Source organism: Chryseobacterium sp. Bi04 (assembly GCF_918698085.1).
Lineage (GTDB): Bacteria > Bacteroidota > Bacteroidia > Flavobacteriales > Weeksellaceae > Chryseobacterium.
This window is the reverse complement of the sequence record NZ_CAKKLP010000011.1, coordinates 100,565-125,156: the sequence shown is the minus strand read 5'-3', so window position 1 is coordinate 125,156 and position 24,592 is coordinate 100,565. Positions and strand designations below refer to the sequence as shown.

The 24,592-nt window shown below is 33.3% G+C and carries 29 protein-coding genes and 2 tRNA genes; 20 read left to right on the top strand and 11 right to left on the bottom strand.

All coding sequences use genetic code 11. The features are described 5' to 3' along the window. Position 1: 1 nt before the first annotated feature. Genes tsaD through LQV47_RS16600 form a run of 3 tightly spaced genes read left to right on the top strand, consistent with a single transcriptional unit; the run spans position 2 to position 2,102 of the window. The gene (tsaD, locus tag LQV47_RS16610; RefSeq protein WP_047489148.1) at positions 2 to 1,018 is read left to right on the top strand and encodes a tRNA (adenosine(37)-N6)-threonylcarbamoyltransferase complex transferase subunit TsaD; all 1,017 of its coding nucleotides are present in this window, start codon (positions 2 to 4) and stop codon (positions 1,016 to 1,018) included. Beyond that, positions 1,015 to 1,410 carry a hypothetical protein gene (locus LQV47_RS16605; protein WP_230038807.1) on the top strand — a complete coding sequence of 132 codons (396 nt, stop codon included), beginning with the start codon at positions 1,015 to 1,017 and terminating at the stop codon, positions 1,408 to 1,410. Before tsaD ends, LQV47_RS16605 begins: the two co-directional genes overlap by 4 nt. Beyond that, a complete protein-coding gene (locus LQV47_RS16600; protein ID WP_230038805.1) occupies positions 1,407 to 2,102 on the top strand; it encodes an RsmE family RNA methyltransferase in 696 nt (231 codons plus the stop codon). The genes LQV47_RS16605 and LQV47_RS16600 overlap by 4 nt, the downstream gene beginning before the upstream one ends. Here the strand turns inward: LQV47_RS16600 and LQV47_RS16595 are convergent. From LQV47_RS16595 to LQV47_RS16585, 3 genes are read right to left on the bottom strand one after another with little or no spacing between them, the layout of a single operon-like run. Continuing rightward, a complete protein-coding gene (locus LQV47_RS16595) occupies positions 2,099 to 2,953 on the bottom strand; it encodes a hypothetical protein (RefSeq protein ID WP_230038804.1) in 855 nt (284 codons plus the stop codon). The two genes, LQV47_RS16600 and LQV47_RS16595, sit on opposite strands and share 4 nt — an antisense overlap. Next, positions 2,953 to 3,384, bottom strand: a complete 432-nt coding sequence (locus LQV47_RS16590) for a hypothetical protein (protein WP_230038802.1) — start codon at positions 3,382 to 3,384, stop codon at positions 2,953 to 2,955. The genes LQV47_RS16595 and LQV47_RS16590 overlap by 1 nt, the downstream gene beginning before the upstream one ends. 5 nt (positions 3,385 to 3,389) lie before the next feature. Continuing rightward, a complete protein-coding gene (locus LQV47_RS16585) occupies positions 3,390 to 4,058 on the bottom strand; it encodes an RNA methyltransferase (RefSeq protein ID WP_230038800.1) in 669 nt (222 codons plus the stop codon). An 80-nt stretch (positions 4,059 to 4,138) separates the two neighbouring features. Here LQV47_RS16585 and LQV47_RS16580 point away from each other — a divergent pair, with 80 nt between their 5' ends. The 12 genes from LQV47_RS16580 to LQV47_RS16525 all read left to right on the top strand — a co-directional run bounded on the left by LQV47_RS16580 (position 4,139) and on the right by LQV47_RS16525 (position 15,232). Then, positions 4,139 to 5,155, top strand: a complete 1,017-nt coding sequence (locus LQV47_RS16580) for an asparaginase (protein ID WP_230038798.1) — start codon at positions 4,139 to 4,141, stop codon at positions 5,153 to 5,155. Positions 5,156 to 5,210: 55 nt separating this feature from the next. Next, positions 5,211 to 5,297, top strand: a tRNA-Ser gene (locus LQV47_RS16575). Between the two features lie 218 nt (positions 5,298 to 5,515). Continuing rightward, positions 5,516 to 5,872 carry an Arm DNA-binding domain-containing protein gene (locus LQV47_RS16570; RefSeq protein ID WP_230038796.1) on the top strand — a complete coding sequence of 119 codons (357 nt, stop codon included), beginning with the start codon at positions 5,516 to 5,518 and terminating at the stop codon, positions 5,870 to 5,872. Further along, complete coding sequence (locus LQV47_RS16565; RefSeq protein WP_230038794.1) at positions 5,832 to 6,722, top strand: site-specific integrase; 891 nt, start codon at positions 5,832 to 5,834, stop codon at positions 6,720 to 6,722. The genes LQV47_RS16570 and LQV47_RS16565 overlap by 41 nt, the downstream gene beginning before the upstream one ends. A 194-nt stretch (positions 6,723 to 6,916) precedes the next feature. Then, positions 6,917 to 7,765: a hypothetical protein gene (locus tag LQV47_RS16560; RefSeq protein ID WP_230038792.1), complete on the top strand. Its 849-nt coding sequence runs from the start codon at positions 6,917 to 6,919 to the stop codon at positions 7,763 to 7,765. A gap of 294 nt (positions 7,766 to 8,059) precedes the next feature. Then, positions 8,060 to 9,013, top strand: a complete 954-nt coding sequence (locus LQV47_RS16555) for an AAA family ATPase (protein WP_230038790.1) — start codon at positions 8,060 to 8,062, stop codon at positions 9,011 to 9,013. Beyond that, positions 9,000 to 10,181: a DUF3871 family protein gene (locus LQV47_RS16550; RefSeq protein WP_230038788.1), complete on the top strand. Its 1,182-nt coding sequence runs from the start codon at positions 9,000 to 9,002 to the stop codon at positions 10,179 to 10,181. The genes LQV47_RS16555 and LQV47_RS16550 overlap by 14 nt, the downstream gene beginning before the upstream one ends. Positions 10,182 to 10,406: 225 nt before the next feature. Next, positions 10,407 to 11,873, top strand: coding sequence for a hypothetical protein (locus tag LQV47_RS16545; protein WP_230038786.1), 1,467 nt, complete (start codon positions 10,407 to 10,409; stop codon positions 11,871 to 11,873). A gap of 7 nt (positions 11,874 to 11,880) precedes the next feature. Then, positions 11,881 to 12,996: a hypothetical protein gene (locus LQV47_RS16540; protein ID WP_230038784.1), complete on the top strand. Its 1,116-nt coding sequence runs from the start codon at positions 11,881 to 11,883 to the stop codon at positions 12,994 to 12,996. Positions 12,997 to 13,007: 11 nt separating this feature from the next. Further along, the gene (locus tag LQV47_RS16535) at positions 13,008 to 14,186 is read left to right on the top strand and encodes an RHS repeat-associated core domain-containing protein (protein WP_230038782.1); all 1,179 of its coding nucleotides are present in this window, start codon (positions 13,008 to 13,010) and stop codon (positions 14,184 to 14,186) included. Further along, positions 14,183 to 14,683: a hypothetical protein gene (locus LQV47_RS16530; protein WP_230038780.1), complete on the top strand. Its 501-nt coding sequence runs from the start codon at positions 14,183 to 14,185 to the stop codon at positions 14,681 to 14,683. Before LQV47_RS16535 ends, LQV47_RS16530 begins: the two co-directional genes overlap by 4 nt. 21 nt (positions 14,684 to 14,704) lie before the next feature. Further along, positions 14,705 to 15,232: a hypothetical protein gene (locus tag LQV47_RS16525; RefSeq protein WP_230038778.1), complete on the top strand. Its 528-nt coding sequence runs from the start codon at positions 14,705 to 14,707 to the stop codon at positions 15,230 to 15,232. 118 nt (positions 15,233 to 15,350) lie between these two features. On the opposite strand, the gene LQV47_RS16520 is transcribed toward LQV47_RS16525, so the two are convergent. After that, complete coding sequence (locus LQV47_RS16520; protein ID WP_230038776.1) at positions 15,351 to 15,974, bottom strand: hypothetical protein; 624 nt, start codon at positions 15,972 to 15,974, stop codon at positions 15,351 to 15,353. A gap of 15 nt (positions 15,975 to 15,989) precedes the next feature. Continuing rightward, on the bottom strand, positions 15,990 to 16,874 hold the full coding sequence (locus tag LQV47_RS16515; RefSeq protein ID WP_230038774.1) for a hypothetical protein: 885 nt from the start codon (positions 16,872 to 16,874) through the stop codon (positions 15,990 to 15,992). A gap of 246 nt (positions 16,875 to 17,120) precedes the next feature. Between LQV47_RS16515 and LQV47_RS16510 the strand changes: the two genes are divergently transcribed. Continuing rightward, the gene (locus tag LQV47_RS16510) at positions 17,121 to 17,516 is read left to right on the top strand and encodes a hypothetical protein (RefSeq protein ID WP_230038772.1); all 396 of its coding nucleotides are present in this window, start codon (positions 17,121 to 17,123) and stop codon (positions 17,514 to 17,516) included. Between the two features lie 267 nt (positions 17,517 to 17,783). Here the strand turns inward: LQV47_RS16510 and LQV47_RS16505 are convergent, their stop codons facing one another. Continuing rightward, the gene (locus LQV47_RS16505) at positions 17,784 to 18,017 is read right to left on the bottom strand and encodes a helix-turn-helix transcriptional regulator (protein WP_230038770.1); all 234 of its coding nucleotides are present in this window, start codon (positions 18,015 to 18,017) and stop codon (positions 17,784 to 17,786) included. A 99-nt stretch (positions 18,018 to 18,116) separates the two neighbouring features. Here LQV47_RS16505 and LQV47_RS16500 point away from each other — a divergent pair, with 99 nt between their 5' ends. The 3 genes from LQV47_RS16500 (at position 18,117) to LQV47_RS16490 (ending at position 19,450) form a co-directional block, all read left to right on the top strand. After that, positions 18,117 to 18,542 (top strand): hypothetical protein, encoded by a 426-nt coding sequence (locus LQV47_RS16500; RefSeq protein ID WP_230038768.1) that lies wholly within the window; start codon positions 18,117 to 18,119, stop codon positions 18,540 to 18,542. After that, on the top strand, positions 18,542 to 18,946 hold the full coding sequence (locus LQV47_RS16495) for a hypothetical protein (RefSeq protein WP_230038766.1): 405 nt from the start codon (positions 18,542 to 18,544) through the stop codon (positions 18,944 to 18,946). The genes LQV47_RS16500 and LQV47_RS16495 overlap by 1 nt, the downstream gene beginning before the upstream one ends. Positions 18,947 to 19,042: 96 nt before the next feature. After that, positions 19,043 to 19,450 (top strand): hypothetical protein, encoded by a 408-nt coding sequence (locus tag LQV47_RS16490; protein WP_230038764.1) that lies wholly within the window; start codon positions 19,043 to 19,045, stop codon positions 19,448 to 19,450. Here the strand turns inward: LQV47_RS16490 and LQV47_RS16485 are convergent. Beyond that, the gene (locus LQV47_RS16485) at positions 19,445 to 20,494 is read right to left on the bottom strand and encodes an AAA family ATPase (RefSeq protein WP_230038762.1); all 1,050 of its coding nucleotides are present in this window, start codon (positions 20,492 to 20,494) and stop codon (positions 19,445 to 19,447) included. The genes LQV47_RS16490 and LQV47_RS16485 overlap by 6 nt on opposite strands. Positions 20,495 to 20,611: 117 nt before the next feature. Between LQV47_RS16485 and LQV47_RS16480 the strand changes: the two genes are divergently transcribed. Beyond that, positions 20,612 to 20,697: transfer RNA gene (locus LQV47_RS16480), tRNA-Ser, on the top strand. Positions 20,698 to 20,861: 164 nt separating this feature from the next. Here the strand turns inward: LQV47_RS16480 and LQV47_RS16475 are convergent. The 4 genes from LQV47_RS16475 to LQV47_RS16460 form a co-directional block, all read right to left on the bottom strand. After that, positions 20,862 to 21,941, bottom strand: a complete 1,080-nt coding sequence (locus tag LQV47_RS16475) for an alkene reductase (protein ID WP_290368672.1) — start codon at positions 21,939 to 21,941, stop codon at positions 20,862 to 20,864. Positions 21,942 to 22,134: 193 nt separating this feature from the next. Next, positions 22,135 to 23,082, bottom strand: coding sequence for an NADP-dependent oxidoreductase (locus LQV47_RS16470; RefSeq protein ID WP_230038758.1), 948 nt, complete (start codon positions 23,080 to 23,082; stop codon positions 22,135 to 22,137). A 5-nt stretch (positions 23,083 to 23,087) separates the two neighbouring features. After that, a complete protein-coding gene (locus tag LQV47_RS16465) occupies positions 23,088 to 23,453 on the bottom strand; it encodes a hypothetical protein (RefSeq protein WP_230038757.1) in 366 nt (121 codons plus the stop codon). 116 nt (positions 23,454 to 23,569) lie between these two features. Continuing rightward, a complete protein-coding gene (locus LQV47_RS16460) occupies positions 23,570 to 24,553 on the bottom strand; it encodes a helix-turn-helix transcriptional regulator (protein WP_230038755.1) in 984 nt (327 codons plus the stop codon). Positions 24,554 to 24,592 lie beyond the last annotated feature (39 nt).

Sequence of the window (24,592 nt, the reverse complement as noted above, 5' to 3'; positions counted from 1 at the left end):
TATGAGCGACTCTATAATTTTAGGTATTGAATCGTCTTGCGACGACACCTCAGCAGCTATCATCAAGGGGAATTCTATTCTTTCAAACATTGCCGCAAGCCAGGCCATCCATAAAGAATATGGTGGTGTAGTTCCTGAATTAGCTTCACGAGCCCATCAGCAAAATATTATCCCCGTTGTTGAAAAATCTTTTACTAAAGCAAATATACAACAAAATGCAATTTCAGCTATAGGATTTACACGTGGTCCCGGACTTTTAGGATCACTTCTTGTAGGAACATCATTTGCTAAATCTTTGGCAATGAGCCTCAATGTCCCGTTAATAGAAGTAAACCACCTCCAAGCCCACATTTTAGCCCATTTTATTGAGGATGCAAATCCTATGCCGCCAGCCTTTCCTTTTCTGTGTCTTACCGTAAGTGGTGGTCATACCATGATTGTACTGGTAAAAGATTATTTTGAAATGGAAATTATCGGGAAAACAATTGATGATGCTGCAGGAGAAGCATTTGATAAAATAGGAAAGATTTTCGACCTTGATTATCCTGCCGGTCCTATTATTGACCGACTTGCCAAAGAGGGAAATCCTCATGCTTTTACATTTAATAAACCAAAGCTAGAGGAATATAATTATTCTTTCAGCGGTATTAAAACATCGGTATTATATTTCATCCAGAAAGAGGTCCGTAAAAATCCGGATTTCATTAAAGAAAACCTTAATGACCTTTGTGCCTCAGTACAAAGATCCATCATTGAGATTTTAATGAATAAGCTTGAAAAAGCAGCAAAAGACCTCAACATCAAAGAAGTTGCTATTGCAGGCGGTGTTTCTGCCAATTCTGCATTACGCAAAGCAATGGAAGACAATAAGGATAGATTGGGATGGAATATTTACATTCCAAAATTTGAATATACAACAGACAATGCAGCCATGATTGCTATGGTAGCAAAATTGAAGTTCGACAAAGGTGAGTTTACAGATCTCAGAACTTCTGCAACAGCAAAATATGATTTATGAAAATACTCTTAGAAGAAAAAGTACTGGGAACCCATTCTAAAAAGAACTCAAAATATTATTGGGTACTGGAAACCATTACGGGAAAAAATGATGATCCGGGAAATTCTTTAGACTATCTTCCCTCAAGTTCTGAAAAAGGATACATTCAGGATGTAAAAGAGGAAATTATAGAAAAAATAAATTCAGAGCATCTTTTCAGCTTTCCGTATACTCCAAAAGAAGGGGATTATCTATCTATTAAAAATAATTTAAGAAAACAGGAATACCTGAATTTGATTTTCATCAACAACAGTTGGAAGGAAGAAATTTTCATCTGTACTTACCGTGACTGTGATACGGACATTTACACCACAATAAAAACAGGAGTTGCATTCTTAACGCAGGATATATGAAACTATTTTACGGAGAAATAGAAGGTACAAAAGTCATCATCAACGACGAGGAACAACAGCATATTGTAAAAGTTCTCCGCATGAGAGCGGGTGAAGATATTCATGTAACTGATGGAAAAGGGCGTTTAGCTTCTGGGAAACTTATCATAGAAGGTAAAAGAGCAGGTATTGAGGTAGTGGAAATCAAAGAACACCTGGCTGATTTCAATCCAAAGCTTCATATTGCTATTGCACCGACAAAAAATATTGATAGGATAGAGTTTTTTGTAGAAAAAGCTGTAGAAATGGGAATTTCAGAGATCAGTATCATCATTACAGAAAAAACAGAACGTAAAAACATCAACATTGATAAAATCAGAAAACAGAGTATTGCCGCGTCAAAACAAAGTCTAAGATTTCATTTTCCTGTTATTAATGATTCTATCAGGCTATCTGATTTTCTAAAAAACATGGATCCTCAGCATACTTTTGTGGCACACTGCCATGAAAACCTGGAAAGAATTGATCTCACCAATATCCCGTCATCAGACCATTATACTTTTCTGATAGGTCCGGAAGGTGATTTTTCTGAAAGAGAAATCGGATACTTATCTGAAAACAGCATAAAAGCTGTATCCCTGGGGAATCAAAGACTGAGAACAGAAACTGCAGGAGTATTTGTTGCAGCCTGGAATTATAATAAAATGATTTAAGTATTCAGTAATTTAGCTTCACTCCGTTTGAAAAGAGGAAGCAGCATATGATATGGAAAGAAAATAACAAGCAGTAAATAATTGGTATTCTCAAAATCGGCCAGTACAAACTTTGCCGTGTATGTATGGAATATATAGAGAAACAGCATAAAAAATGTAAGCAATTTCCTGTTAAAAGCTCCTAAAAAGCAAAGAAACTGAAGACCAATTCCCAAAACCGTTAATATTACCCAAAAGTTTTCATAGGCATACATTTCTTTCATCCAATCAGGGATTGCCATATCGGCTGCCCAGTAATTATCATAGGTATTGAGTTTTGCGGCATTTTTATCCAGCCATGTAAGTTTTGGTGTATGTTTAATGATATTTTTAGCTGTTCCTAATAATTTACCCATCCCAGCAAGCGTATAGGTCATTAAAACACCCAGATAAAAATACTGTACAAGCTTATAATCTTTATTTTCAAGATTTTTGGGCAGTAAAAAAATACTGAGAAAATAAACCAGAATGATCACATGATTATCATGGTGAACCCCGAAATTAGCGGATAATGGAAGGTTTATAACTGCCATTAATAAAAAGATTATGACATTAAACCAGTAAGATGGCTTAAAAACAGACGCTACTACACATATTCCACAGGCAACAATAAGCCCGGTAACCATAAATATCCCGGGAAATTCAGGAAATATGATTTTTTCAAATCCAAAAACAGGATCATAAATTTCTTTTGGTCTATTTCCCAATTCAATAAACTTTAGAAATTGAACAGCCAGCCAGTATAGGCTGAATACTCTTAATACGTAATAAACCGTTTTATAATTAAATACGGTAAGCTGAGGGTAGTTCATTAAAGTTTAGTAATAATTTTTTTATCAATTTTCATCTTTTTTTCACCTATCTCACGGGGACTGTACATCTCTTTATACAAAAGATACTCCTGAAATTCGGGTCTTGTATCCCTGGCAAAGATTAGAAGCTTCTTCCTGTTCAATTCTTTATCTTCATTATGGTCAATCTTTCCTCCATAGGCATTGACAATAAACTCCTCATCGTTAGCTTCATAGCTTTTAACAGGGGTATTTAAAATCCTTATCGTATCACCATGAGTGATTCCATACAGTTTATATCTTTCTCCTGAAGCTTCTCCCCCACTGGGCACTGTAAATAGTTTCCAGCTTGCAAAAGGATATATTTCATTATAACCCTTTTCTTTAATAGCAAGACTCGTAAGAGACATAAAAAGCGAAAAAAAGAATAGGTATTTGGTATATTTTTTCATTGTATTTATTCCAAATTATGGTCTTTACGGTACTTTGCCAGAATTTCTTTCCCGCTCTTTATAGAGTTCACAGCCCATCGAAGTTTCATTTCCAAACGCTTCTGGTCATTCAGTTTATAATCGATCCCTGATCTCATCAGTTTCTGTTTCAGTTCATACATACAGATTCCTGCTGCTACAGAAACATTGAAGCTTTTGGTAAGCCCGTACATCGGAATAGCCAGTGTTTCATCTGCAAAATCTATGACTTCCTTAGAAACCCCTTTCAATTCTGTTCCAAAAACCAGTGCAATAGGTTCCGTAATTTGATAATCAGGAAGCATCACTGCATTTTTTTCCAGAGATACAGCCAGTATTTTATATCCTCTGTCTTTAATATTCTGTAAGGAAGCAATATTTTTGGGTACTTTTTCTACCTCTACCCAGGTTTCAGCGCCTTTGGTTACGGTAAGGTTAGGATTAAAAACGTTCTCCTCCTCCATAGCAACCACTTTATGAAAAGCACATGCTTCTACAGACCTTATAATGGCGGCTGCATTTCTGAACTGATATACGTCATCCATCACAGGAAGCACAAAATCTGAACTTTCGTGGGAGAAATGTTCAATTTTTGCCAGTCTTTCATCTGTTAAAAATTGTTTTAAATACTCAAAAGTTTCTGCTAAATCTTTCATCCATTTTCAAATCTTTGCAAATTAACGTAATTTTGGGCTATGAACCTTAACCTGTCTCAAATTCTTAATTAAAATAGTACATGAAGCGAAAAGTCCTGCTCATCTATACCGGGGGAACCATTGGTATGGAAAAAGATTATGAAACCGGTAGTCTCCGCGCCTTTGATTTTGGAAATATATTTGAAAAGATGCCTGAAATGAAGCTCATGGAATGTGAGGTTTTTGTTCATCCTTTCGCCAAACCGCTGGATTCTTCAGATATGGGACCCGAGGAATGGAAAGTTATTGCCAATTACATCCTTAAAAACTATAATGATTTTGACGGTTTTCTGATCCTGCACGGAACGGATACCATGTCTTATACTGCATCGGCATTAAGCTTTATGCTAAAAGGATTAAAAAAGCCAGTGATCATGACAGGATCTCAGCTGCCTATAGGTGACCTGAGAACGGATGCCAAGGAAAATCTTTTGACAAGTCTTTACTACGCCAGCTTATATGAAAGAGACGAAGCTGTTATTCAGGAAGTGGCGGTTTATTTTGAATATAAATTATTGAGAGGAAACAGAACATTGAAATATTCCGCAGAGTATTTTGATGCTTATGCAAGCCCGAACTATCCTATTTTAGGGCAATCGGGAGTCCATTTGAATATTATTAAGGACAACCTTTTCCGCTGTGATCCCACGGTAGAATTTCATGTTGATGAACATATTTCAGAAGATATTTTATTCTGGAGAATTTTTCCGGGAATGCAGCTGAGTCACTTCAGAGAAATACCCAAAATGAAAGTGCTTATTCTGCAGGTTTTTGGTTCCGGCACTATATTCAGCAGTGAAAAAACCCAGGAAACACTTCAGGAAATCAGAAATAACGGAACGGAAATCGTGGTGGTAAGTCAGTGCATTTCAGGAGGTATCTCCTTTGGAAAGTATGAGAACAGTAACATTTTCTCAAGAATAGGAGCTATCAGCGGCAGGGATATGACTGCTGAAACCGCTATAACCAAAGCCATGCACTTAATTGACAATCCCAACTATTCCGGAAGCTTTGCCGATAACTTTACAAAAAGCCTTTGTGGAGAAATTACCGATTAAATTGCAATAATAATTTGGATATTCCAGAAAATACCCTATTTTTGCAATCTCAAAAAGAAAGGTGTCCGAGTGGTTGAAGGAGCTACCCTGGAAAGGTAGTATACGGGTAACTGTATCGAGGGTTCGAATCCCTTCCTTTCTGCAAAGAAGAGTCTTAAGCTATATGTTTAGGACTTTTTTATTTTATAACCGTATTACTTTTAAGTAGTTATACTTTTTTGTACTCTTAAGTACTATTTTCTATCATATTCTCATTAATCCAACAAAACCTCTTTACAGGTTGCGTAAAAGGTTGCAATTTATTTCTTGAGGTTGCATATTAAAACAATAATAATCAACAAGTTAAAAACCACAAAAGTAATGGAGATAAACAAGTTAAACATCTTATTTGTTATATCTAAAAGCAGAATTAATAAAGTTGGTTTAGCACCTTTATTTTGCAGAATAACATACCAGGATGAAAGAAAACAGTTTGCTATAGGACTATTTATTAATCCATCACATTGGCAGAACACTAAACAGAAAGCACACCCACCTAATGAACATAATAAGTTCATCAACTCTCAACTAAGTCTGATTAAGAATGAAATTAATCAGGCTTTTTTGTTTCTACAACTTCAAAAGACTGACTTTGACACAGAGAAAATCTATAAGCAGTATAAAGGTGAAACCCAGAATGAAGATAAAGACATTAATGGATGTATTCAACTACCATAACAATAAGATGAAAAGCTTAGTAGGCATTGAAGGCTCTATTAACAGTTGGGAAAGGTATCACAATACCCATAACCATATTAAGGACTTTCTTTGGTTTAAATTCAAGAGAAAGGATATGAAGCTAAAAGAGATACAATTCAGCTTTATTACAGACTTTGAATACTACCTGAAAGTTGAAAAGAAGTTTAAACCTACAACTACTTACAGGAGCATAGGAAGATTCAGAAAGGTTATTAGAGTAGCAGTAGCAATGGATTATTTAGTGAAAGACCCTTTTCTTCTATATAGAACAAAAGAGCCAAAAAAAGAGATTATTTACCTGACTATGGAAGAACTGAATACTATTGAAAATCATAAATTTGCTTCTGACAGACTTCAACAAGTTGCAGATATGTTTATTTTCTGTTGTTATACAGGGTTAGCATTTCAGGAAATGGCTAATCTTAGAAAAGAAAACATTATCAAGAAGTTTGATAGTCTTTGGATAGAGATGAACAGGCAGAAAACACAAAGAAAGTTCTCTGTTCCCCTATTATCAAAGGCTATTACTATACTTGATAAGTACCAGGATCAAGAAAAACTGTTACCTGTTATTTCTAATCAAAGATTCAATTCATATTTAAAAGAGATTGCAGAGATAACCAACATTAATAAAACACTAACTCATCACATAGCCAGAAAGACCTTTGCTACCACTATTTTACTGTATAATGATATTCCTATTGAAATTGTCTCAGAGCTATTAGGACACTCTAAAATCACTATGACACAGGAACATTATGCTAAAGTTATGGATAGTAAAGTTAGTGACCATATTAGAATTCTTCAAGAGAAATTAAAGCAATATTGATTGGATATTTCCCTAAAAAGGTTTATCTTTGTAGGACATCAGTTGTAGGAAATCCTAACACCTCTAAACTGAATACACCTGAGTTTTCTTTATAGATTACCTAATCTATACTTACTAACAAACCACAATCAAATTTTTTATCATCGCTGAAATCATGTGATTTCACAAATCTTTTAATTTTTAAATTTAATAAAATGAAAAATTTTTTCACAATTAGTGAATATGATTGTATTGAAGACCCTGAAATTGCTTTACGTGCAAAGATGTTTGATAAAGCAAGTTTAATCAAAAGCCCAGGAGAGATTGGGCAGATAGCTGCTTTATCTGAAGATGTTAATTTTAAAACTGAAGCTATTAATGTAAAGAGTGAACATATAAATGATAGCTTTGAAGAAGAGGAAGAAGAACTATATTTTGAACCTGATATAAAAGAGATTGAGCTGTATGATTTTAATAAGACTTATGATGAGAATTTCGCTACTGGAGGTAGCAAAAAATACATCCTTTTTGAAGTAGATAAAATTAGAAATATGCATGTGACTGATCCTTATGATAATCTTTTCCCAACACCTCAGTCTAAATGTCTAGTTAATTTTGACCAGGTTGAAGAATACAGTTCTTTAGAGTTTACTGCTATTGACTATGATACTTTATTTGGTACAAGATTTACAACCTTTATCAAGTATAATAGTGACTTCTTTGCCTGTGATGAAAGAGTACTATTTGAGGGAATATTAATTAAGTTCAAAGCATTTGGTTATAAACCATTCTATTGGTCAAGAGAAGTTATCTTCAAAGAAACTGGAATAAAAAGAGACAGAGCTACCAAGATTATCAACAGATTTGTTGAATTAGGTATTATAAGTACTGAAGTAAAGAAAAGTGTAATAGGTAAAAGACCTCAACAAATAACTTATTATACTCCTCATTCAGAAAAGATAATTGGACTAATTCCTGAAATATTTAAAGGAAGAGAAGAGATACAAATTGTAATAAAAGACTTGGAAAAATACCTAGGACCTGTCTTTAAAAACCCTTCTTAATCTATTAATTTTTCTATCACATTTAAGGCTGCCTTTGGGTAGCCTTTTTCATTACCTGAAATCCTCCAACTTTATTATTAATATACAATAAATAGTTTTAAGGTTCTCTTTTATTGAGGGATTTCCTCCAAAGGGATACCCGTTGCCTGTCTATAAATTTCTCAAAAAACTTACAACAAGTAGTTAACCAGTGGATATACCTCTGATTTACTCTACTAACTAATCAATAAAATAAAAATTAAGTTAGAATCACATTTACCACCATAAATACTAATCAATTAAATACATTTTACAATGCAATTAAAACAATCACAAAGACAACAAGTAAAGCTCAGATTAGGACTATCAGGAGCATCAGGCTTTGGAAAGACCAAATCAGCCTTATTATTAGCCTATGGTATGACACAGGATTGGAGCAAAATAGCTGTTATAGATACAGAAAACTCTTCTGCTTCTTTGTATTCAGACCTGGGAAACTATAATGTACTGGACTTACAAGCTCCATACAGTCCTGAAAGATATATTCAGGCTATTGAATTGTGTGAGAAATCAGGAATTGAAGTAATAGTCATTGATTCAGTAAGTCATGAATGGAATGGTACTGGTGGATGTCTTGATATTCATGAGAAACTAGGAGGTAGATTCCAAGACTGGGCTACTGTCACACCAAGGCATCAGGCATTTATCAATAAAATCCTGCAATCAAGTTGTCACATTATTACAACCACCAGGAGAAAAATAGATTATTCTTTGGATGTTGGAAGCAATGGTAAAGCCCAAGTAGTAAAGCATGGAACAAAAGAGATTACCAGAGATGGTTTTGAGTATGAATTAACCATCAATTTTGAACTGGTGAATGAAAACCATTTAGCCAAGGCAAGTAAAGACAGAACAGGCTTATTTATGAATAAACCTGAATTTATTATTACTTCTGACACAGGTAAATTAATATTGAACTGGTGTAATTCTGGAATTGCAGAAACTGCAACTATTTCAACTGATATTGATTCTCCTGTCAGCTCTCAAAGCTCTATCACACCTATTACTTTTGATCCTGGTATAAATTACTTATCTAAAGATGATATTTTAACTAAGATTAAAACCAGTAATACCATTGCAGAGCTTTTAGCCATCTACAAACAATATCCTGAGTACCAGGAAGAATTAAGACCTCAATATGAAGCCAGAAAATCATTCTTAATCAAATTATCCAACCCTCAAAACTTTTCAACCAATGGACACCATTAACAAAATCAGACCAGCTACATTAGAAGAAGCATTTGAACTTAGACCAGCACAGAATATCAAAGAAATTTCTTTGTATGAAAGCAGAATGAATAATGACACAGCCCATCATTCAAATCAGGATTATTTTATTCCTGGTGCTGTTTCAACTGAATTAGAACAAGATAAAGTCTGGCAAGAGTTTGATAGTTCTCTTCAAAGTAATGAAGTTCACCAGGAAAATAAACCAATAGAAGAGAAACCATATGAAGACAAGCCTTTCATTGAAGCAAATACACAAGAAGTCAATCTTTACCATCTAAAAAATGACTGTATAATTCCTGTATTCTCTAAGGACAATGAAAAAACCATTGCTCATCAGGAATTTATAGATATTACACAGGACTGTATTAGTAAGGTGTTTTCTCATCAATCTTTTATGCAGCCTGAAATAAGAGTTTCACACCAAATTAAAGGCAGAACTCCTGATGCCATTTACAAGAATGCAAAAGATTTATTAGATCAGGAAAGAACACAGTATTTTGAAAGGATGGCATTTATTATTAGGATTCCTGGTATAACTGATTCTATTAATGGTAATGAACTATCATTAACAGTTGGTGGAGTTAGAGCCTATAATCAGGAGAATTTATACAATAAAAAGACTTTTGAAAAATTTAAGTTCTTCATTGGCTTCCAGAACAAAGTATGTTGCAACTTATGTGTTTGGAGTGATGGCTTTGTAGATGATATGAGAGTAAGCTCATACCAAGAGTTGCAGAGTAAAATAATGAACACTTTAACAGAATACAATGCACAGCAACATCTATTGGAAATGAAAGAATTTTCAGACCATTACTTAACTGAGCATCAGTTTGCTCAATTATTGGGAAGAACTAGGCTATATCAACATATATCTAAAACTGAAAAACAGAGATTAAATATCCCTCAATTAACTTTCAATGATAGCCAGTTAAATACAATAGCTAAAGACTACTACGAAGATGAGAGTTTTTGTAAGGCTGATAATGGAGATATTAATCTATGGAATGTATATAATCTCTTTACACAAGCTAATAAGAGTAGTTATATAGATACTTTCCTAGACAGGAATTTGAATGCCTTTGAATTTACTAAAGGGGTTCAGAAAACACTCAGTGATAATTCTAATTATCATTGGTTTTTGAGTTAGTTACTGCCACCCTACACTTGTGGGGTGGTTTTAATTTCTTATAACCAAAATTTAATGCGTCAAGTTTTGGCGCAATTATGATATAGCTTTGTCTTAGAAACCTAAAAACAACATGAAATCCAGTAATCAAATTTCAATAATCATAAATGATAACTAATTTATCTTGTATTAGAGAATTTTCTTAACTTGCAACATGACTAAAACACAGAAATATTAATATTCTATATGATGAAAAAGCTACAGACTTTGCCTTTGTTGTGTATCAGTATATGTGGATTGGGACAAATTCCTAATCTACCTACTACATCAAGACCTAATGCCAGTAGTTTTCATAATTATTCTAATCAGAATTATGGAAGTCCAGCTAGGTCTAATGTTCCATCTGTTCCTCATGGTGGTTTATACAATCAAAGGAGTTCACAGATTCAACAGCAGAATGCGAGAATGATGGAAGAAGACTTCAGGAAAGTAGCTCAGGAGCAAGAACTTAGAAATAAACAGGAAAACTACAACAGGCAACAAGCTTTAGAGGATTCTTATTATGACCTACCTACATTATCAGGAAAGACAGGAACACAATCCTACTATGATGCCTTTAATAAACTTTCTGGACTTGATAGTGATAACTTCTCTGTAAGTGAAGCTAATTTCATTGTGGAGAATGCTTACTATGGAGACAAACAAAATTATAATCAGTTTAAATCTGATATTCAGAAAACAGCAAAACAACTCTTACAGAAAATGAAAGAGAGGAAGCAGGACACTGAAAATAATACAGATAAAAACCTAATGATATTTGAATACCTCTCAAAAGGTATGAAGCTGGGAGGAGTTCACCATAAAGCCATCAAATATGATTTTGAGGATTATATGGGTGCAAAGGATTGGAGCAAGATGTTTGTTTCCAAACTCCTTAAAACAGGCTCTGGTCAATGCCATTCCATGCCTTTGTATTATCTAATGTTAGCAGAGGAAATGAATGCAGAAGCTCATCTAGCCTTTGCCCCAAATCACACTTATATTAAGTTTAAGGATGAAGAGGGAGAATGGCAGAATGCAGAGCTTACCAATGGAATATTTACAACAAGTTCAATTATCCTTGAATCTGGCTATATCAAATCAGAAGCTTTGCAGAATGATATTTATATGAGCAGTTTGAGTAAAAAGGAACTTATGGGACAGCTATATGCTGATCTAGCTAATGGCTATGCTCATAAGTATGGACTGGATGAGTTTGTAGGGAAAACTTTAGACAAAGCTCTGGAATACTCACCTAATAACATTTATGCCAACCTACTTAAATCTACCTACCAACAGGCTAAGTTAGGTTATGTAGCAGGGCAGTTAGGTATTAAAGACCTTGAAAACCCTGAGGAATTACAAAACATAAGGTTCTATCCTAGAGCATTAGCTCTATTGCAGGAAACAAAAGCTCAGTTTAACAATATTGATAATCTTGGTTATGTAACCATGCCAGAGGGGGCTTATGAAGAGTGGTTAGGAAATATGAAGGGTGAAGCCAATAGACAGAAAAGTGAAGCTATTGCTGAAAGAATGAGACAGATTAATGCAGAGAAGCAAAGGCAGAAACAACAGGAAACTTTAAGAAAAGCACAGGAACAGAAGAAAAAAGAATCTCAGCAGTCTAAAGAGAAAGCCCAGTATTTCCCTATAGACCCAAAACATTTATAATAAAATAATGAAAAGATATTTACCCTATAGAAACTTAGCCCTTTTATCTTTGCTGTTTGTATGGCTGAGTTCAGGAATAGTTAAAGCTCAAAACAATCAGTTTTATAATGATGCTTATCAGACTATTGATAACATGCTGAATAATAAACAGAAATATAGTTTTAAGGATGCTGTATTCAGTGTGGAGAATGCTTATTTACAAGGAAAGTTAGACACTGTACAGCTTAATAATGAAATCAGGTTTTTAACAAAGTTTGCTAAAGCTATTGTAATCAATAGAAACTTAACCTACAAACAGTCTGATAAAGACAGGGTAAGTAAATATGCAGCAGTATATTCTATTATGTGCCAGACTCTACCTATTGCTATAAAAGATACTGTAATACAGTATAAACCTTTTAATTATGACTTTACTGATGTATTTGGACATAATGATATAACCAACTTATTTGTATCAAAATTATTAGCTACTAAGAAAGGGAACTGCAATTCTATGCCTTACTTGTATAAGATATTAGCAGAGGAATTAGGAGAAACAGCTAATTTAGCTTTAGCTCCTAATCATGTGTACATCAAACATCAAATTAAATCTGATGGCTGGTATAATACAGAGCTTACCAGTGGTATGTTTCCACAGGATTCATGGCTTATGGCTTCTGGGTATATACACTTGGATGCCATTAAAAATGGGGTGTTTATGAAAGCTTTGAATGATAAGGAAAGTTTAGCCTTATGTCTGTTTGACTTAGCACAGGCTTACAATAGGAATTTTCCTGGTAATGATGGAGAATTTGTATTAAAAGCTGTAAACAGAGCATTAGAGGTTTATCCCAACTTTGCTAAAGCCCTTATCTTGAAAGCTGAAACTCACAAAGAGCAGTTTACAAAGCTTATGGATAAGCATAATCTCAAAACTGACACTTCTGAAAACATAAAGCTTGTACAACAGCAAGATACTAAGGCAAAGGAACTCATGGAGTTTATGACAAAGGAATATGGACATATATATGAAATAGGCTATAGGCAGATGCCAGAAGAAATGTATCTTGATTGGCTAGTTTCTCTGAGAACTGAGAGAGATAAATATGAGAATAAAAAATTAATGAATAACTTTAGCAAATAAACCAAATGACTATGAAAAGAATTATACTTACTGGTTTTGTACTTCTCACAGGAATGACACAGGCTCAGGTCAAGAAAACCCAAGCTAAGCCAAAAGCTGAAAAACCTTGGGTAAATCCAGTTAAGCTGACTAAGGAAGAAAGAAGCAGACCTTATATGGATGAAGTGTTAAAAACTAGAGATACTTTAACTCCTGAGGAAGCTGAAAGAAGAAGAAAGAATATTGCTGTTGGGAATCCTTTTAAAAAATATGGTTACTACCCTAAGATTGCTACCCTGAGCAAAGGAAAGTATTTAGAATTCCATGATATGGATAGTGTGGTTAATATTGGTTCTGTAAAGTACAACAGAAAAACCAAAGAGATTACAGAGTTCAGAGAGATAGATTTGAGTGATCCTGATGCTCAACCATACTTAGACACAGCAGGGAGGTGGTTTTCTCCTGATCCACTGAGTGAAGAGTTTAGAAGGTGGTCTCCTTACAACTATGCTATGAACAATCCATTAAGATTTATTGACCCTGATGGTAGACAAGCAACAGATATTTATAAACTAGACAAATCTGGAAATCTCACATGGATGGCTGAATCCAAAACAGATGTTATTTATGCTGAAAAGAATTTTGATAAGAATGGAAACCTTAAAGCTAATAATGATGGAGGAGTTGAAGTTGGAGAGAAAGGATACATAGCTAAAAACTCTGTTTCAGAGCAAGTAACAGCAGAAATCTTTGGAAGCCTTAAAACTGTTACTTATGATTACATTAAATTTGGAGGTAATACTGAAAAGGCTCAAAATGTTTTTGATTATTTATCTTCTAATTCAAATGTTGAATTTAATAGAAATTTATTTACCAATTCTAAAAATGATAATTTTAGTTTTGTAGGAACAGCACATCTTGAGGATATGGTTCCTCTTGTAAAATTAGGAGCCAACTTAGTTGAAAGTGAACATAGTCATCCCGACCCTCTTACCTTTTGGCCAAGTGGTTTTAATGTTAATTATTTTAAGGATACAGGAAATTTCACTTACAGTAAGGGACTACCTACAGGTGACATTAAAGCAGCTGGTAACAATCCTGCTACCAAATTTATCCTATATTCACCATATTATAAAGATGGGGCACTTAGAATACGTTTTGACAGTGAAAAAATTATTTCAATAACTAATGAAGGAAAATTAAATAGATGAAAAACTTAATATTACTTATATGCTTTATTTTATTGAATTCATGTAAAGCTCAAACAAAGATTAATACAATCTATGATAAAAATTTAATTCAAAATCTAACAAATCAATTTTCTAAACAAATCAATACAGATTCTTATAAATCTACTTTTGCAATATATTTCCAAGAAATGCCTTTAGTAACAGAAGTTAAAAATAACACTTCTAATGAAAACAAATATGAAGGTTTTACAGTAATTATTTATAAATTTCAGAATGAATATCAAATAAATGAATTTGTAAAAAACTTCAATGTTTACAAGACAAGAAGTAACATATTCTGTATATTCAAGAAGGATAGTAAAGCTACTTTTTTAAAATCCATAAAAATAAATAAGGTTTCAGAATCACACTCTACTGATTCTAATAACTATTATGACCCTAAAACATGGATATTGAATTTTGACTCAAATGGCAAATTAGAAAAATGCTATCCATATGACTGTAATATTAATCTTTAATACTTTAATTGATAAGGTATAATGAAAAATAAAATTGCATTTCTAATATTATTTTTTGTAATTGATTTAATGTTTTCACAAGTCCCTTGTTTAGTAAAAAACTACAACATCAATAATTTTATTGACGCATTTATCTATACAAATAATGGTGAAAACTTTAAACCTGACTTATCGTTAATTCATATATCAAGTCTTTACTATACAGACAAAGGGTATATGATTACCATAACAAGAGATAATATTAAATCTATAATGGTAAATCAGAAATCAGAAAATTTAGAATTTTTTAAATATAAAAACTTCGACTTATTATTACAAGGAAAAACAACCAAAGACATTAAGTTTTTAAAAAAGATCATTATAGATAAAGTAGTATCAAATAGTTCAAAGATTGAATTTATAAAACCTTATGATAATGTTTCTTATGACCCTTATCAATGGTTTCTCCTTTTTGATAAAAAGATGGATCTCGTTAATTACACAATACCAGAAGAACAGGAAAAGATTAACAAGGTTATAAAGAAATTTAATATTACCCTACATAAATAATGTATACTCTGATTAGCAATATTTAATAAATAGGGAAGGCTACCAAAAGGGTAAGTCTTCAATTGGGCTTACACTATGTCTGATACCATACTTTAAGAAACATCATCATGTGAATAAATTAAAAGCGATTATTTTCTTTCGGGAATTTTTCAGACATTACCTGTTTCAATCTTTCAAAAGTGAAATTTCTTAAATCTGAATTCTCATCTTTTAAATCCTGTACTATCTGTGTAAGTGTTCTGTTTTTATAATCCCGAGTAATAGACTTATTTACCCATTCAACACCTCGATAGTTAATATGCCTTGGATTACTTAAAGTATATTCTATAATTTTTAAAGTGAAAACAGGTGGAATTGAAGACCAAGCTACTGAAATTATATTTATAGCATTTATTAACTCATTGTTTGTAGGGTCTAAATTATCGCTTATAGTTATTGACTGACCCTTATTACTCTGGTTTTTAGATGAATTTATACTCAAAGGATTAAACAACTCCAATTTAGGCTTTTGGATTAGCCTTAATATTTCTTCTGCACAGTGCTTTCCTGCATAGAATGAGGTCTCTTCTTTAGTTTTTTTATTAATAGCATTAAAAATATAATAATTTGTTGTCAGCTTACCACAGCAACCATTTTTAGATTGATTAGGTAATAGTCCTAAATATAAAACAGGAGAAATTAGATAATCCTCAATCAGTTTTTTTTTATTTTCATCACCATAACAATTAATAAATTCTTTCATCTTAACTAGCTTAATTTACATATACTTACTAACAGTTTCAATCAATAAAGGCACTTGTAAATCAATTCCTTTTTCTACAGCTTTTGTTGCAATTTTGCCAACCCAACTAAAGATTTTTTTACTTACATTCTCTTTGGTCTCTGTGTTTATAATTTTTGCGACCTCAGTTATATCTTCTTTTTCAACACCAATTCTTTCTAATTCTTTAACAAGTTCTTGAATGTTATTATTTACATTAATATCTTGCTTTATATTATCCCCAACTCCAATGTTTGAGTTAGCGTAATTACCATAAATGTTGTGATTAACTATTGTTTGGACTTTCTGATCATCAACTTTATTTTGATTAGAAAATGTATTTTCTAAGTCAGGGAAAGTATTATTAAGCTCTAAAAGAGTGTCTAATAATTTTTGTTTAGTTTGCTCCAAAATATAATCTATTTCACTAAGATGCACCCTTCTTTTAACAGCAGTAATAAACTGCCCATCAGGAGACATACTAGCTAAAGTTTTAGCAAATTCTGAAGGAAAGTAAATGTATCCATAACTGCTTCCCTTACCTTTATCTTTCTCTAATCCCATCTCAAGTGTTCCAATGCTTTGTGTCATTCTCATATTATAAAAAGAATACTCTGTACCTAAAGTGTTTTCCAGATTTGAAACATCCATTGGAATTGTCCTTGTTCCACCTCTCATTAGGTCAGAAATCTCTGCAAAAACCTCACAACTTATATTCCTATACTCTGGGAGCGGTACATTCTTATATCCATTAATTTCAGATTGTAACCAATCCTTAAAGTCAGAATTATTGATTTTATATGAAATTATTTTTGCTCTAGTAAGAGCCTGTGAAAGAGTTATTTTATCAAAAGTTAGGTCTTCAATTAGGTCCTTTATCATTTGGGATTGCTTTTCTCAAATTTACAGATTTTTTTCTGAAAAATTTTTACCTCTGAAAATTTATTCACACCTGAATTCCCCCTGTAAAGACCCCCACCCATCCTTGGGAACAGAAAACATCCCCCCACCAGTAAGAATAGAGAAAAAAATTCGCAGGCAGTAATACAATCAAGGTGATAGCTGACGTACTATTGCTCACAATTCTTTTGTTCCTGGTACTTTATCTAACTCAAAAATCAAGAAACAATGGTAACAATTATTAACTACAAACAAAGACAAAAAGAAGATGGTTCTATATTCTATGTACTAGAAGTTCAAGGAGGTATTGAAATGGTTATGAGACAAACTACAAATCAGTTCTATGCCACATCCAAAAAGGCTTCCATTTCATCAACATTTGATGAACTTACTTGCCAAGCTCTTATAGGAACTCAAATGCAAGGTAGTATCATTAAACAAGAATGTGAGCCTTATGAGTATACTGTTAAAGACACTGGTGAAGTAATTATTCTTCATCACAGATTTGTATACTCACCACAGGAACCAGGAGCAAAGAATACTGTTAAGCAACAGGTAAGCGATAGCTTTGCTACTGATATGGAGTCTTTCTCTAAGAATGGAAAGCACATAGAGTTTGCTTAATCTAACAACATAATATCCAAATTTTACTGTAAGATCATATATAGATTTCAGTAAGATTTGGATTTTTTTAATCGAAAAACTATATATTTTCCTGAGTATTATATATGATTAGGGAAAATATATGATTTTTATATTTTCAGATTACACTTATCTAAAAAGGACTGTAAAATACCAGGAAATAAATATAAATGAATCTACACTCATATGCCAGTTAATCTAAAATGATCTGAACTCAATTATTTATTGAGATAGGTATTAATAGCCAATTCATCCTTTAATTAAAGGTTTAAAGTCAAGAAGTTCAAAGACTTCAACTTCTAACTTTTGAGCAATAACATATAATGTATAAGCTGTAGGGTTAGTATTTCCAGCTTCAAGTCTGCTCATATTGGACTTTTCAAAGTTACAGAATGCAGCAAGCTCAACTTGTGATATTTTCTTTTCTTCACGAAGTTGTCTTATTCTCTTACCAATAGCAATCTGAAACTCTTTCTTATCCACTCTTTTATATTAATAGCCAAAAGTGGTCATAAATGATAATTTTTGGTTATCAATAATGATAACTTTAATATATTTGTTCAATTTTAAAACTTACATTTTATGAGAAAATCAATTTTATTACTTATTGCTTTATTAACACTAACAGTATCTTGTAGTAATGATGACAATAACAATGATAATTCTACCTTAGTAAAGCTTGATAATACAGCATGGTCAGGAGTATTCTCTTCTACTGAAATTAAAATCATGACCAATAACACCATGAATTGGGATAATGAGAAGGTACAAGTTCAATTTAAAGAAAACAACAGTTTTAAGCTGTATGGATATGGAAAGAACTCACAGAATCAATGGATTATTAATAGTGGACCATATAATGGGACTTACACATATTCATCTACTGGTACAATAAAACTGAACTATGAATCTGGAGCTACTTTTAGTCCTCTAAATAATGGCACAATTTCAGGCTCTGTAATGACTTTAAATGTTGGAAGCAATCAATTTAAATTTACTAAAGAATAATGGGTACTTTTTTATTTATCATTTCAGCAGTATTATTTCAGCTACCATTTGCAACTTATCAAGACACAATTAGAAGACTTAAAAGAATGCAGAAGTATAATCCAGATAAGGCTTTTAACTATGAGCTTGAAAATGGCAAATTAAGTGAAAATACATTACTTCTTTTCCTGGTATTTGCCAGTGGATTTATTATTGCATTATTCCCTTTATATAAGGGTATTAACCTGCATTGGTTGGTACTTATTATAAGCAATATTATCTGCTTGTATTTAGTAACGCCTTTTATTGCATTTAGATTATATCCTTCTGAATTAATTTATGATAGAAAGATATTGCTCACTAAAACAGTTATGTACATTGTTTTTGGAGTTATTTTTTATGTTATAGGAAATAGCCATAAATAGATTAATACTTATGGGATTCTATCATGAGTTAAGAGTAATATAAAACTAATATTTAGCCACCATAAATAAGGTGGTTTTTTTATAGCTGTAAACCAAATGAAAAATGAGATATATAAGCATCTAAAATTTAGGATTGGTGAAGAACAATGTAAACATGAGTTTAAGCTTTTTTATAAAGAGGAATACTGCTGTAAAAAGTATTGTTATGAAGTATATGAGTTTGATAAGGCAGATCATGAACATTTATTTGACTTGAAAGTTGAAAAGATAATGCTGTATTATAATGCCGATGTATTAACTAAGATAGACTACTATTTCAAACCTCATTTATATACTAAATTAAAAGTGTGGATAGAGCAATTTATAGGAGTTGCTTATGAGCAGAAGCTTATTAACAATACTTACTTTTGCTCCTGGTACTTAGGGAAGTACTATCTGATATTAAAAAAGCCAGAAAAGGAAAAGAGAATTGTACTCAGTTATCAGAAAAGAAAAAACCTATAATAACATTACAGGTTCATCATTATCAATATTCTGGCTATAATCAATATTATCAATTTCTTCCTCTATTATGTTAGCATTTTTTTGTTCTTTGAGATAATTGGATACTGAGGATTTACTTACTTTATATCCTTGGCTTTTTAGCTCTGTTTCTATTTGTCTTACAGATTTACCCTCAGCATGCAGTTTCTGGATAATAGGTAGCATGGAATCCTTCTTAGGATTAGTATATGCTAAAGAACTTATAGAATCACTTAGAACCTCCTTACCAGTATCAGAAAACAGTAAAGTATCTTCATCAAAAGAAAGGATTTTAGAGTATTTCTTTAGCTTAGAAGAGATATAATTACCTTTGGTAATAGTCAGAGTTCTTAGATTTTCATCATTTGGAAATGGTTTTAGTTCAAGAACTACTCTCATTTTAGCTTCAAATGCTTGTGAACCTAATACATTGTCTTTGGAAGCAGAAAATTTACTGGCTTTCTTTCCTGTATGATGAAGAAAGAGAATTAGGCAGTTGTAAGTTTTAGCTATTTTACTAAACTGGTTTAAAAACTCCCTTACCTTTGTACTGGAATTAATATCACCACTAAAAATATCAGTAAAAGCATCAACTACAATTAAGTCTGTTGGATTGTTTTTCAGGTCTTTTTCTAGCACATTGAAAATATTGTCAGGATTTGTTAGATTAGTGTCTACTTCAAAAATAAACCTGAGATGATTTAATAGATTAATATCTTTATCAGTATCTTGAATAATTTTTGAAATAGGTTTCTTAATTGAAATACTGGTAGAAGTTGGATCATCTTCTGTACTGATGAAAATTACATTTTGATGCTGGGGGAAGAGCTTATATCCAATGAATTCATCTAAGCCTAATGAGACAGAGATTGCCAGTTGTCTTAATAAAGTACTTTTACCAGTATCAGAAGAACCAACTAAAGAAGCAAGCCCAATCTTTGGAAACAGAGGGTCTAAAAGCTTAGGTAATTCTTCATGTTTAAAATTGAATAGATTTAAAGCAGAATAACTATTAGTTTCAATCATGATTTACATATAGAATTAATAACATAATTACACAGGAACATAAATGTCCAATGTCCATTTTATTATAGGGTTGGACAAATATAAGAAAAAGGCATATAAATAGGAGTACATTTAATTAAAGGTAACATGAGTGGTTGAAGGAGCTACCCTGGAAAGGTAGTATACGGGTAACTGTATCGAGGGTTCGAATCCCTTCCTTTCTGCAAGAAAAGCGCTGATTGTCAGCGCTTTTTCTTTTTTATTCCAGTTATACTTTTATTTTTACTAGCTTTATTGGGTACAAAGTATGGATATTTAAATCCTTTTTGCATAATTTCTACACAATAAAGATTGTACCTGGAAGCTTAGGGAAATACCGTCATACTGATCAATCTTCCAAAAATGGATAGTCCGTATAGCCATGTTCTTCTCCTCCGTACATAGTAGCTTTATCTGGCTGATTGAATCCAGCGCCTACTTCAAACCTTTTGACCAGATCAGGGTTTGCAAGAAACAATGAACCATAGGAAATTATTTTAGCTATCCCCTTATTAAGCTCCGTTTCACCGGTTTCTTTATCATATCCAGCATTTGCAATAATCAGATGTTTACTTATCCTTCCAAATGTATCTATAACATCCTTAGGATAGTTTGGATAATTATCTAGTGGAAACATACCGTTCATCAAATGAACAAAAGCCAATGGCAGTTCATTTAATGATTCAATTAATGGCTTGAACTGTTCCTGGGGATCACTATTTTCAATATTATTGTAATAAATAGTCGGTGATAGTTTAATACCAACTTTGCCACTACCTATTGCGCGAACTAGTTCTTTCATTACTTCCAGCACAAAACGGTTTCTGTTTTCAATGCTGCCTCCGTATTCATCGGTTCGGAGATTTGCGCTTTCAGATAAAAACTGGTTAGGCAGATACCCAAATGCAGCATGCAGCTCTACTCCATCAAAGCCAGCCTTAATGGCATTTTTCGCTGCCTGGCCATAATCTTTTACAATTTGTTGGATTTCTTCGAACGACAATTCCCGAGGTACTTCATAATCTTTCATTCCTTGAGACGTGAAGTGCTGCTGTCCTTTTATACTTACAGCTGAAGGAGCAACAGGAAGCTGACCGTTTTTATCCACGGAATGCCCAACACGTCCGGTATGCCACAACTGGGCATAGATCACCCCTCCTTTTTCGTGCACTGCCGCTGTTACTTTCTTCCATGCTTCTACTTGCTCAGGGTGATACAGTCCCGGTGTCAGCGGGCTACCTATTGCCTGTTCAGAAATATTGACTGCTTCTGTTATAAGAAGGCCTGCACCTGCTCGCTGTGTATAGTATAAAGTGGTTAGATCTGATACTACACCTTCAACGTTCGCACGGCTTCTTGTCATTGGTGCCATTGCTAAAGCATTGTTCAACGTCTGATTACCTAGCTTTACTTTTTCTAATAATTTCATAATTTCTTTATTTATAAGTTATTGATTCTTTATATTGTGCAACTAAAATATTTTTCATCCGATCTTGATTAGCCTATTCCTTTTACTATTGGTTCGGATCATTGCAGTAACCTCCCAACCTTTATTTCAGCAACTCTTTCACAATCTGACTGCCAGCATGTCTGGGGCCCCCGCAACGATATTTTTTTACTGTTTATATTCTGAATATGTATTGCTCATGTTCAATAGTAAGTACAACCTTTCCATTAACCCCACCTGCTGATAAAAAATCCTGGGCAATTGCGGCATCGCTAAGGGGAAAGGTTTTGGAAACGATTGTCCGGAACTTCCCTCTGCTTAAAAGATCAATACCATATTTCAAGGTTTCTGCCGTTATATCGGAAGCAACAAAGCCAGCGCTGACCTTATATTGTTCGGCCAATTCCTGAGATGGCGGTATCACGATACTCAATAATGTTCCCCCTTGCTTTAAAACCTGAAAGAGTTTTACCTGAGCCTCACCTCCCGCAGTATCTGCAACCAGATCTATATCCTTTACACTATTGGCAACATTGTGCAGCTTGTAATCTATCACCTCGTCCGCACCAAGACTTTTTGCCAACGTAACACCATTTCCTGATGCAGTGGCAATAACAAATGCACCACAAGCTTTTGCCATTTGGATCATGGCACCACCAACGGAACCACCTCCACCCTGGATCAATACCTTTTGTCCCTTTTTCAATTTCCCCGCTGCAAATAAAACTGATTGTGCTGTACCCATGTTAACACTTAGTGACGCAGCCTCTTCAAAGGACAGGCTCTCAGGTTTTAATAAAACAGAGCCTTCATTTGCAGTCACATATTCTGCATAAGCGTGCATTTTTGTAATCCCAAAAACTTCATCACCTATTTTAAATTTTGAAACATTTCTACCGATGGCAACAACTACTCCGGCAGCCTCCCCACCAGGGATAAATGGCATCTCCACGGGACGAGCTGTCTTCATAAAGCCCATCCGTATTTTCATATCAATCGGATTAACACCCACAGCTCTAACCTGTATTAAAACTTGGTTTTCATCTGTGATAACAGGTTTTGGAACTTCAACATATGTAATGACATCTGATTTTCCATATTCTTTGTATTGAATTGCTTTCATTATTTTTATTTATTAAGTGTAGAATTAATATAAACCTGTTCAGGTTCTGTAGATAGTGTATTGAGATCAACACCATTAAGCGAAACATACTTTTTAATGCGGTTGGCAAAATCCGGATTCGTAAGAAAGCTACGGCCAATGGTAATGAGGTATTCCTGATTATTCTGGAGCACTTTCATTACAATAGATGATCCAATTTTTAAATATTTACGGATTTTAATATGGAATACTTCAGTAATGATAAGCCCTGCATTTGCCATCATTTTATTAGGCAGATTTCCAATTACTCTGTTTCCAGCCACCGGAGCCATTACCACGTGACTTTTTAGCTGCAATGATACTTTTCTGAAAGGAGTCAATAGCTTTTTCATTGATCACATTATTAATATGAGCAAATGTATAAGTTATCGCAAGGCTAAAATAACCAGAAAAGACAAAAGAATAGTTCTATCCGACAGATATACAGGAGACTAAAAAATATACGTTGCTACCTGGTATTGGAAAATTTTTTGGGAGTAATGCCGTAATGCTTCTCAAATAATTTGCTGAAGTGACTCAGATTTGAAAACCCCAATTCATAACCGACTTCAGAAACTGAATGTTTCGCCTGTTTTAAAAGAAACGCAGCCTCTTCCATTCTTGCCCGCTGATAATAGTTGTATATTGTATCTCCGAAGGTCTGCTTAAAGAGCTGCTTAAGTTTGGTTTCACTCATTGATGCGATACCAGCCAGCTCATTTAAAATAGGAGGTGTACCGAGGTCATTTAAAATTTCATTCCGTATCAGCAAAAGCTTCTCTGCGTCATTACTATTTATATTTTTGACTATGGTATTTTCCCTGATTGATAATTTGCTAAAGAGCAAATACATTAATTCTAATACCTTTATCTGAACATAAAAATTATTTAACGAATTATGCATATCAACAGCCACTATATTTTTTAAAATCAATTGCAGTTCTGCATCAAAATTTTCAAAGAATAGAAAGGAAGCATCTTCAGCAACTATCTTTTCTATTGTATTGTTAGGCTTTTCAATCGACAGAATTGAGTGAAGTCTTTCGCTTGTAATCCCTACAACCATATAATGAATATCGCTTCCAGCAGGAAAACGGATCTCTGTTTTCAAATCATTAGTCGATAAAAGCACAAAGGCATCATTTCTCTGTGCAAACGGTATATTCTCTTCGCTGTAATATTTGAGTTCACGTTCTTCCGTATTATTATAAAAGAAGATAGTACGTACATTATTGGGCTTCCCGGCAGGGTTTCGCTTTACAATAAGATCTTCCTTTAAATTATACCGATGAATTGTTAATTTGAAATCCGGGCCAAACGCCACTCTGCGGACATAACCTTCGCCCATTGTCTTGGGAATCTCCAACAAATTATCCCTTACAGAAACATTTATCTGTTTAGCAAACAAACTGATAAAGTCAAAACCGGGTGCCGTTGTAAATTCAAAAATCATTACAAGAGTAATTATTGGTTATGATAAAGGTATATAAAT

What these genes read in the sequence shown, in the direction of transcription:
- tsaD (WP_047489148.1), top strand. Translation starts at nt 2, where the DNA reads ATGAGCGACTCTATAATTTTAGGTATTGAATCGTCTTGCGACGACACC.
- LQV47_RS16605 (WP_230038807.1), top strand. Translation starts at nt 1,015, where the DNA reads ATGAAAATACTCTTAGAAGAAAAAGTACTGGGAACCCATTCTAAAAAG.
- LQV47_RS16600 (WP_230038805.1), top strand. Translation starts at nt 1,407, where the DNA reads ATGAAACTATTTTACGGAGAAATAGAAGGTACAAAAGTCATCATCAAC.
- LQV47_RS16595 (WP_230038804.1), bottom strand. Translation starts at nt 2,953, where the DNA reads ATGAACTACCCTCAGCTTACCGTATTTAATTATAAAACGGTTTATTAC.
- LQV47_RS16590 (WP_230038802.1), bottom strand. Translation starts at nt 3,384, where the DNA reads ATGAAAAAATATACCAAATACCTATTCTTTTTTTCGCTTTTTATGTCT.
- LQV47_RS16585 (WP_230038800.1), bottom strand. Translation starts at nt 4,058, where the DNA reads ATGAAAGATTTAGCAGAAACTTTTGAGTATTTAAAACAATTTTTAACA.
- LQV47_RS16580 (WP_230038798.1), top strand. Translation starts at nt 4,139, where the DNA reads ATGAAGCGAAAAGTCCTGCTCATCTATACCGGGGGAACCATTGGTATG.
- LQV47_RS16570 (WP_230038796.1), top strand. Translation starts at nt 5,516, where the DNA reads ATGGAGATAAACAAGTTAAACATCTTATTTGTTATATCTAAAAGCAGA.
- LQV47_RS16565 (WP_230038794.1), top strand. Translation starts at nt 5,832, where the DNA reads ATGAAGATAAAGACATTAATGGATGTATTCAACTACCATAACAATAAG.
- LQV47_RS16560 (WP_230038792.1), top strand. Translation starts at nt 6,917, where the DNA reads ATGAAAAATTTTTTCACAATTAGTGAATATGATTGTATTGAAGACCCT.
- LQV47_RS16555 (WP_230038790.1), top strand. Translation starts at nt 8,060, where the DNA reads ATGCAATTAAAACAATCACAAAGACAACAAGTAAAGCTCAGATTAGGA.
- LQV47_RS16550 (WP_230038788.1), top strand. Translation starts at nt 9,000, where the DNA reads ATGGACACCATTAACAAAATCAGACCAGCTACATTAGAAGAAGCATTT.
- LQV47_RS16545 (WP_230038786.1), top strand. Translation starts at nt 10,407, where the DNA reads ATGATGAAAAAGCTACAGACTTTGCCTTTGTTGTGTATCAGTATATGT.
- LQV47_RS16540 (WP_230038784.1), top strand. Translation starts at nt 11,881, where the DNA reads ATGAAAAGATATTTACCCTATAGAAACTTAGCCCTTTTATCTTTGCTG.
- LQV47_RS16535 (WP_230038782.1), top strand. Translation starts at nt 13,008, where the DNA reads ATGAAAAGAATTATACTTACTGGTTTTGTACTTCTCACAGGAATGACA.
- LQV47_RS16530 (WP_230038780.1), top strand. Translation starts at nt 14,183, where the DNA reads ATGAAAAACTTAATATTACTTATATGCTTTATTTTATTGAATTCATGT.
- LQV47_RS16525 (WP_230038778.1), top strand. Translation starts at nt 14,705, where the DNA reads ATGAAAAATAAAATTGCATTTCTAATATTATTTTTTGTAATTGATTTA.
- LQV47_RS16520 (WP_230038776.1), bottom strand. Translation starts at nt 15,974, where the DNA reads ATGAAAGAATTTATTAATTGTTATGGTGATGAAAATAAAAAAAAACTG.
- LQV47_RS16515 (WP_230038774.1), bottom strand. Translation starts at nt 16,874, where the DNA reads ATGATAAAGGACCTAATTGAAGACCTAACTTTTGATAAAATAACTCTT.
- LQV47_RS16510 (WP_230038772.1), top strand. Translation starts at nt 17,121, where the DNA reads ATGGTAACAATTATTAACTACAAACAAAGACAAAAAGAAGATGGTTCT.
- LQV47_RS16500 (WP_230038768.1), top strand. Translation starts at nt 18,117, where the DNA reads ATGAGAAAATCAATTTTATTACTTATTGCTTTATTAACACTAACAGTA.
- LQV47_RS16495 (WP_230038766.1), top strand. Translation starts at nt 18,542, where the DNA reads ATGGGTACTTTTTTATTTATCATTTCAGCAGTATTATTTCAGCTACCA.
- LQV47_RS16490 (WP_230038764.1), top strand. Translation starts at nt 19,043, where the DNA reads ATGAAAAATGAGATATATAAGCATCTAAAATTTAGGATTGGTGAAGAA.
- LQV47_RS16485 (WP_230038762.1), bottom strand. Translation starts at nt 20,494, where the DNA reads ATGATTGAAACTAATAGTTATTCTGCTTTAAATCTATTCAATTTTAAA.
- LQV47_RS16475 (WP_290368672.1), bottom strand. Translation starts at nt 21,941, where the DNA reads ATGAAATTATTAGAAAAAGTAAAGCTAGGTAATCAGACGTTGAACAAT.
- LQV47_RS16470 (WP_230038758.1), bottom strand. Translation starts at nt 23,082, where the DNA reads ATGAAAGCAATTCAATACAAAGAATATGGAAAATCAGATGTCATTACA.
- LQV47_RS16465 (WP_230038757.1), bottom strand. Translation starts at nt 23,453, where the DNA reads ATGAAAAAGCTATTGACTCCTTTCAGAAAAGTATCATTGCAGCTAAAA.
- LQV47_RS16460 (WP_230038755.1), bottom strand. Translation starts at nt 24,553, where the DNA reads ATGATTTTTGAATTTACAACGGCACCCGGTTTTGACTTTATCAGTTTG.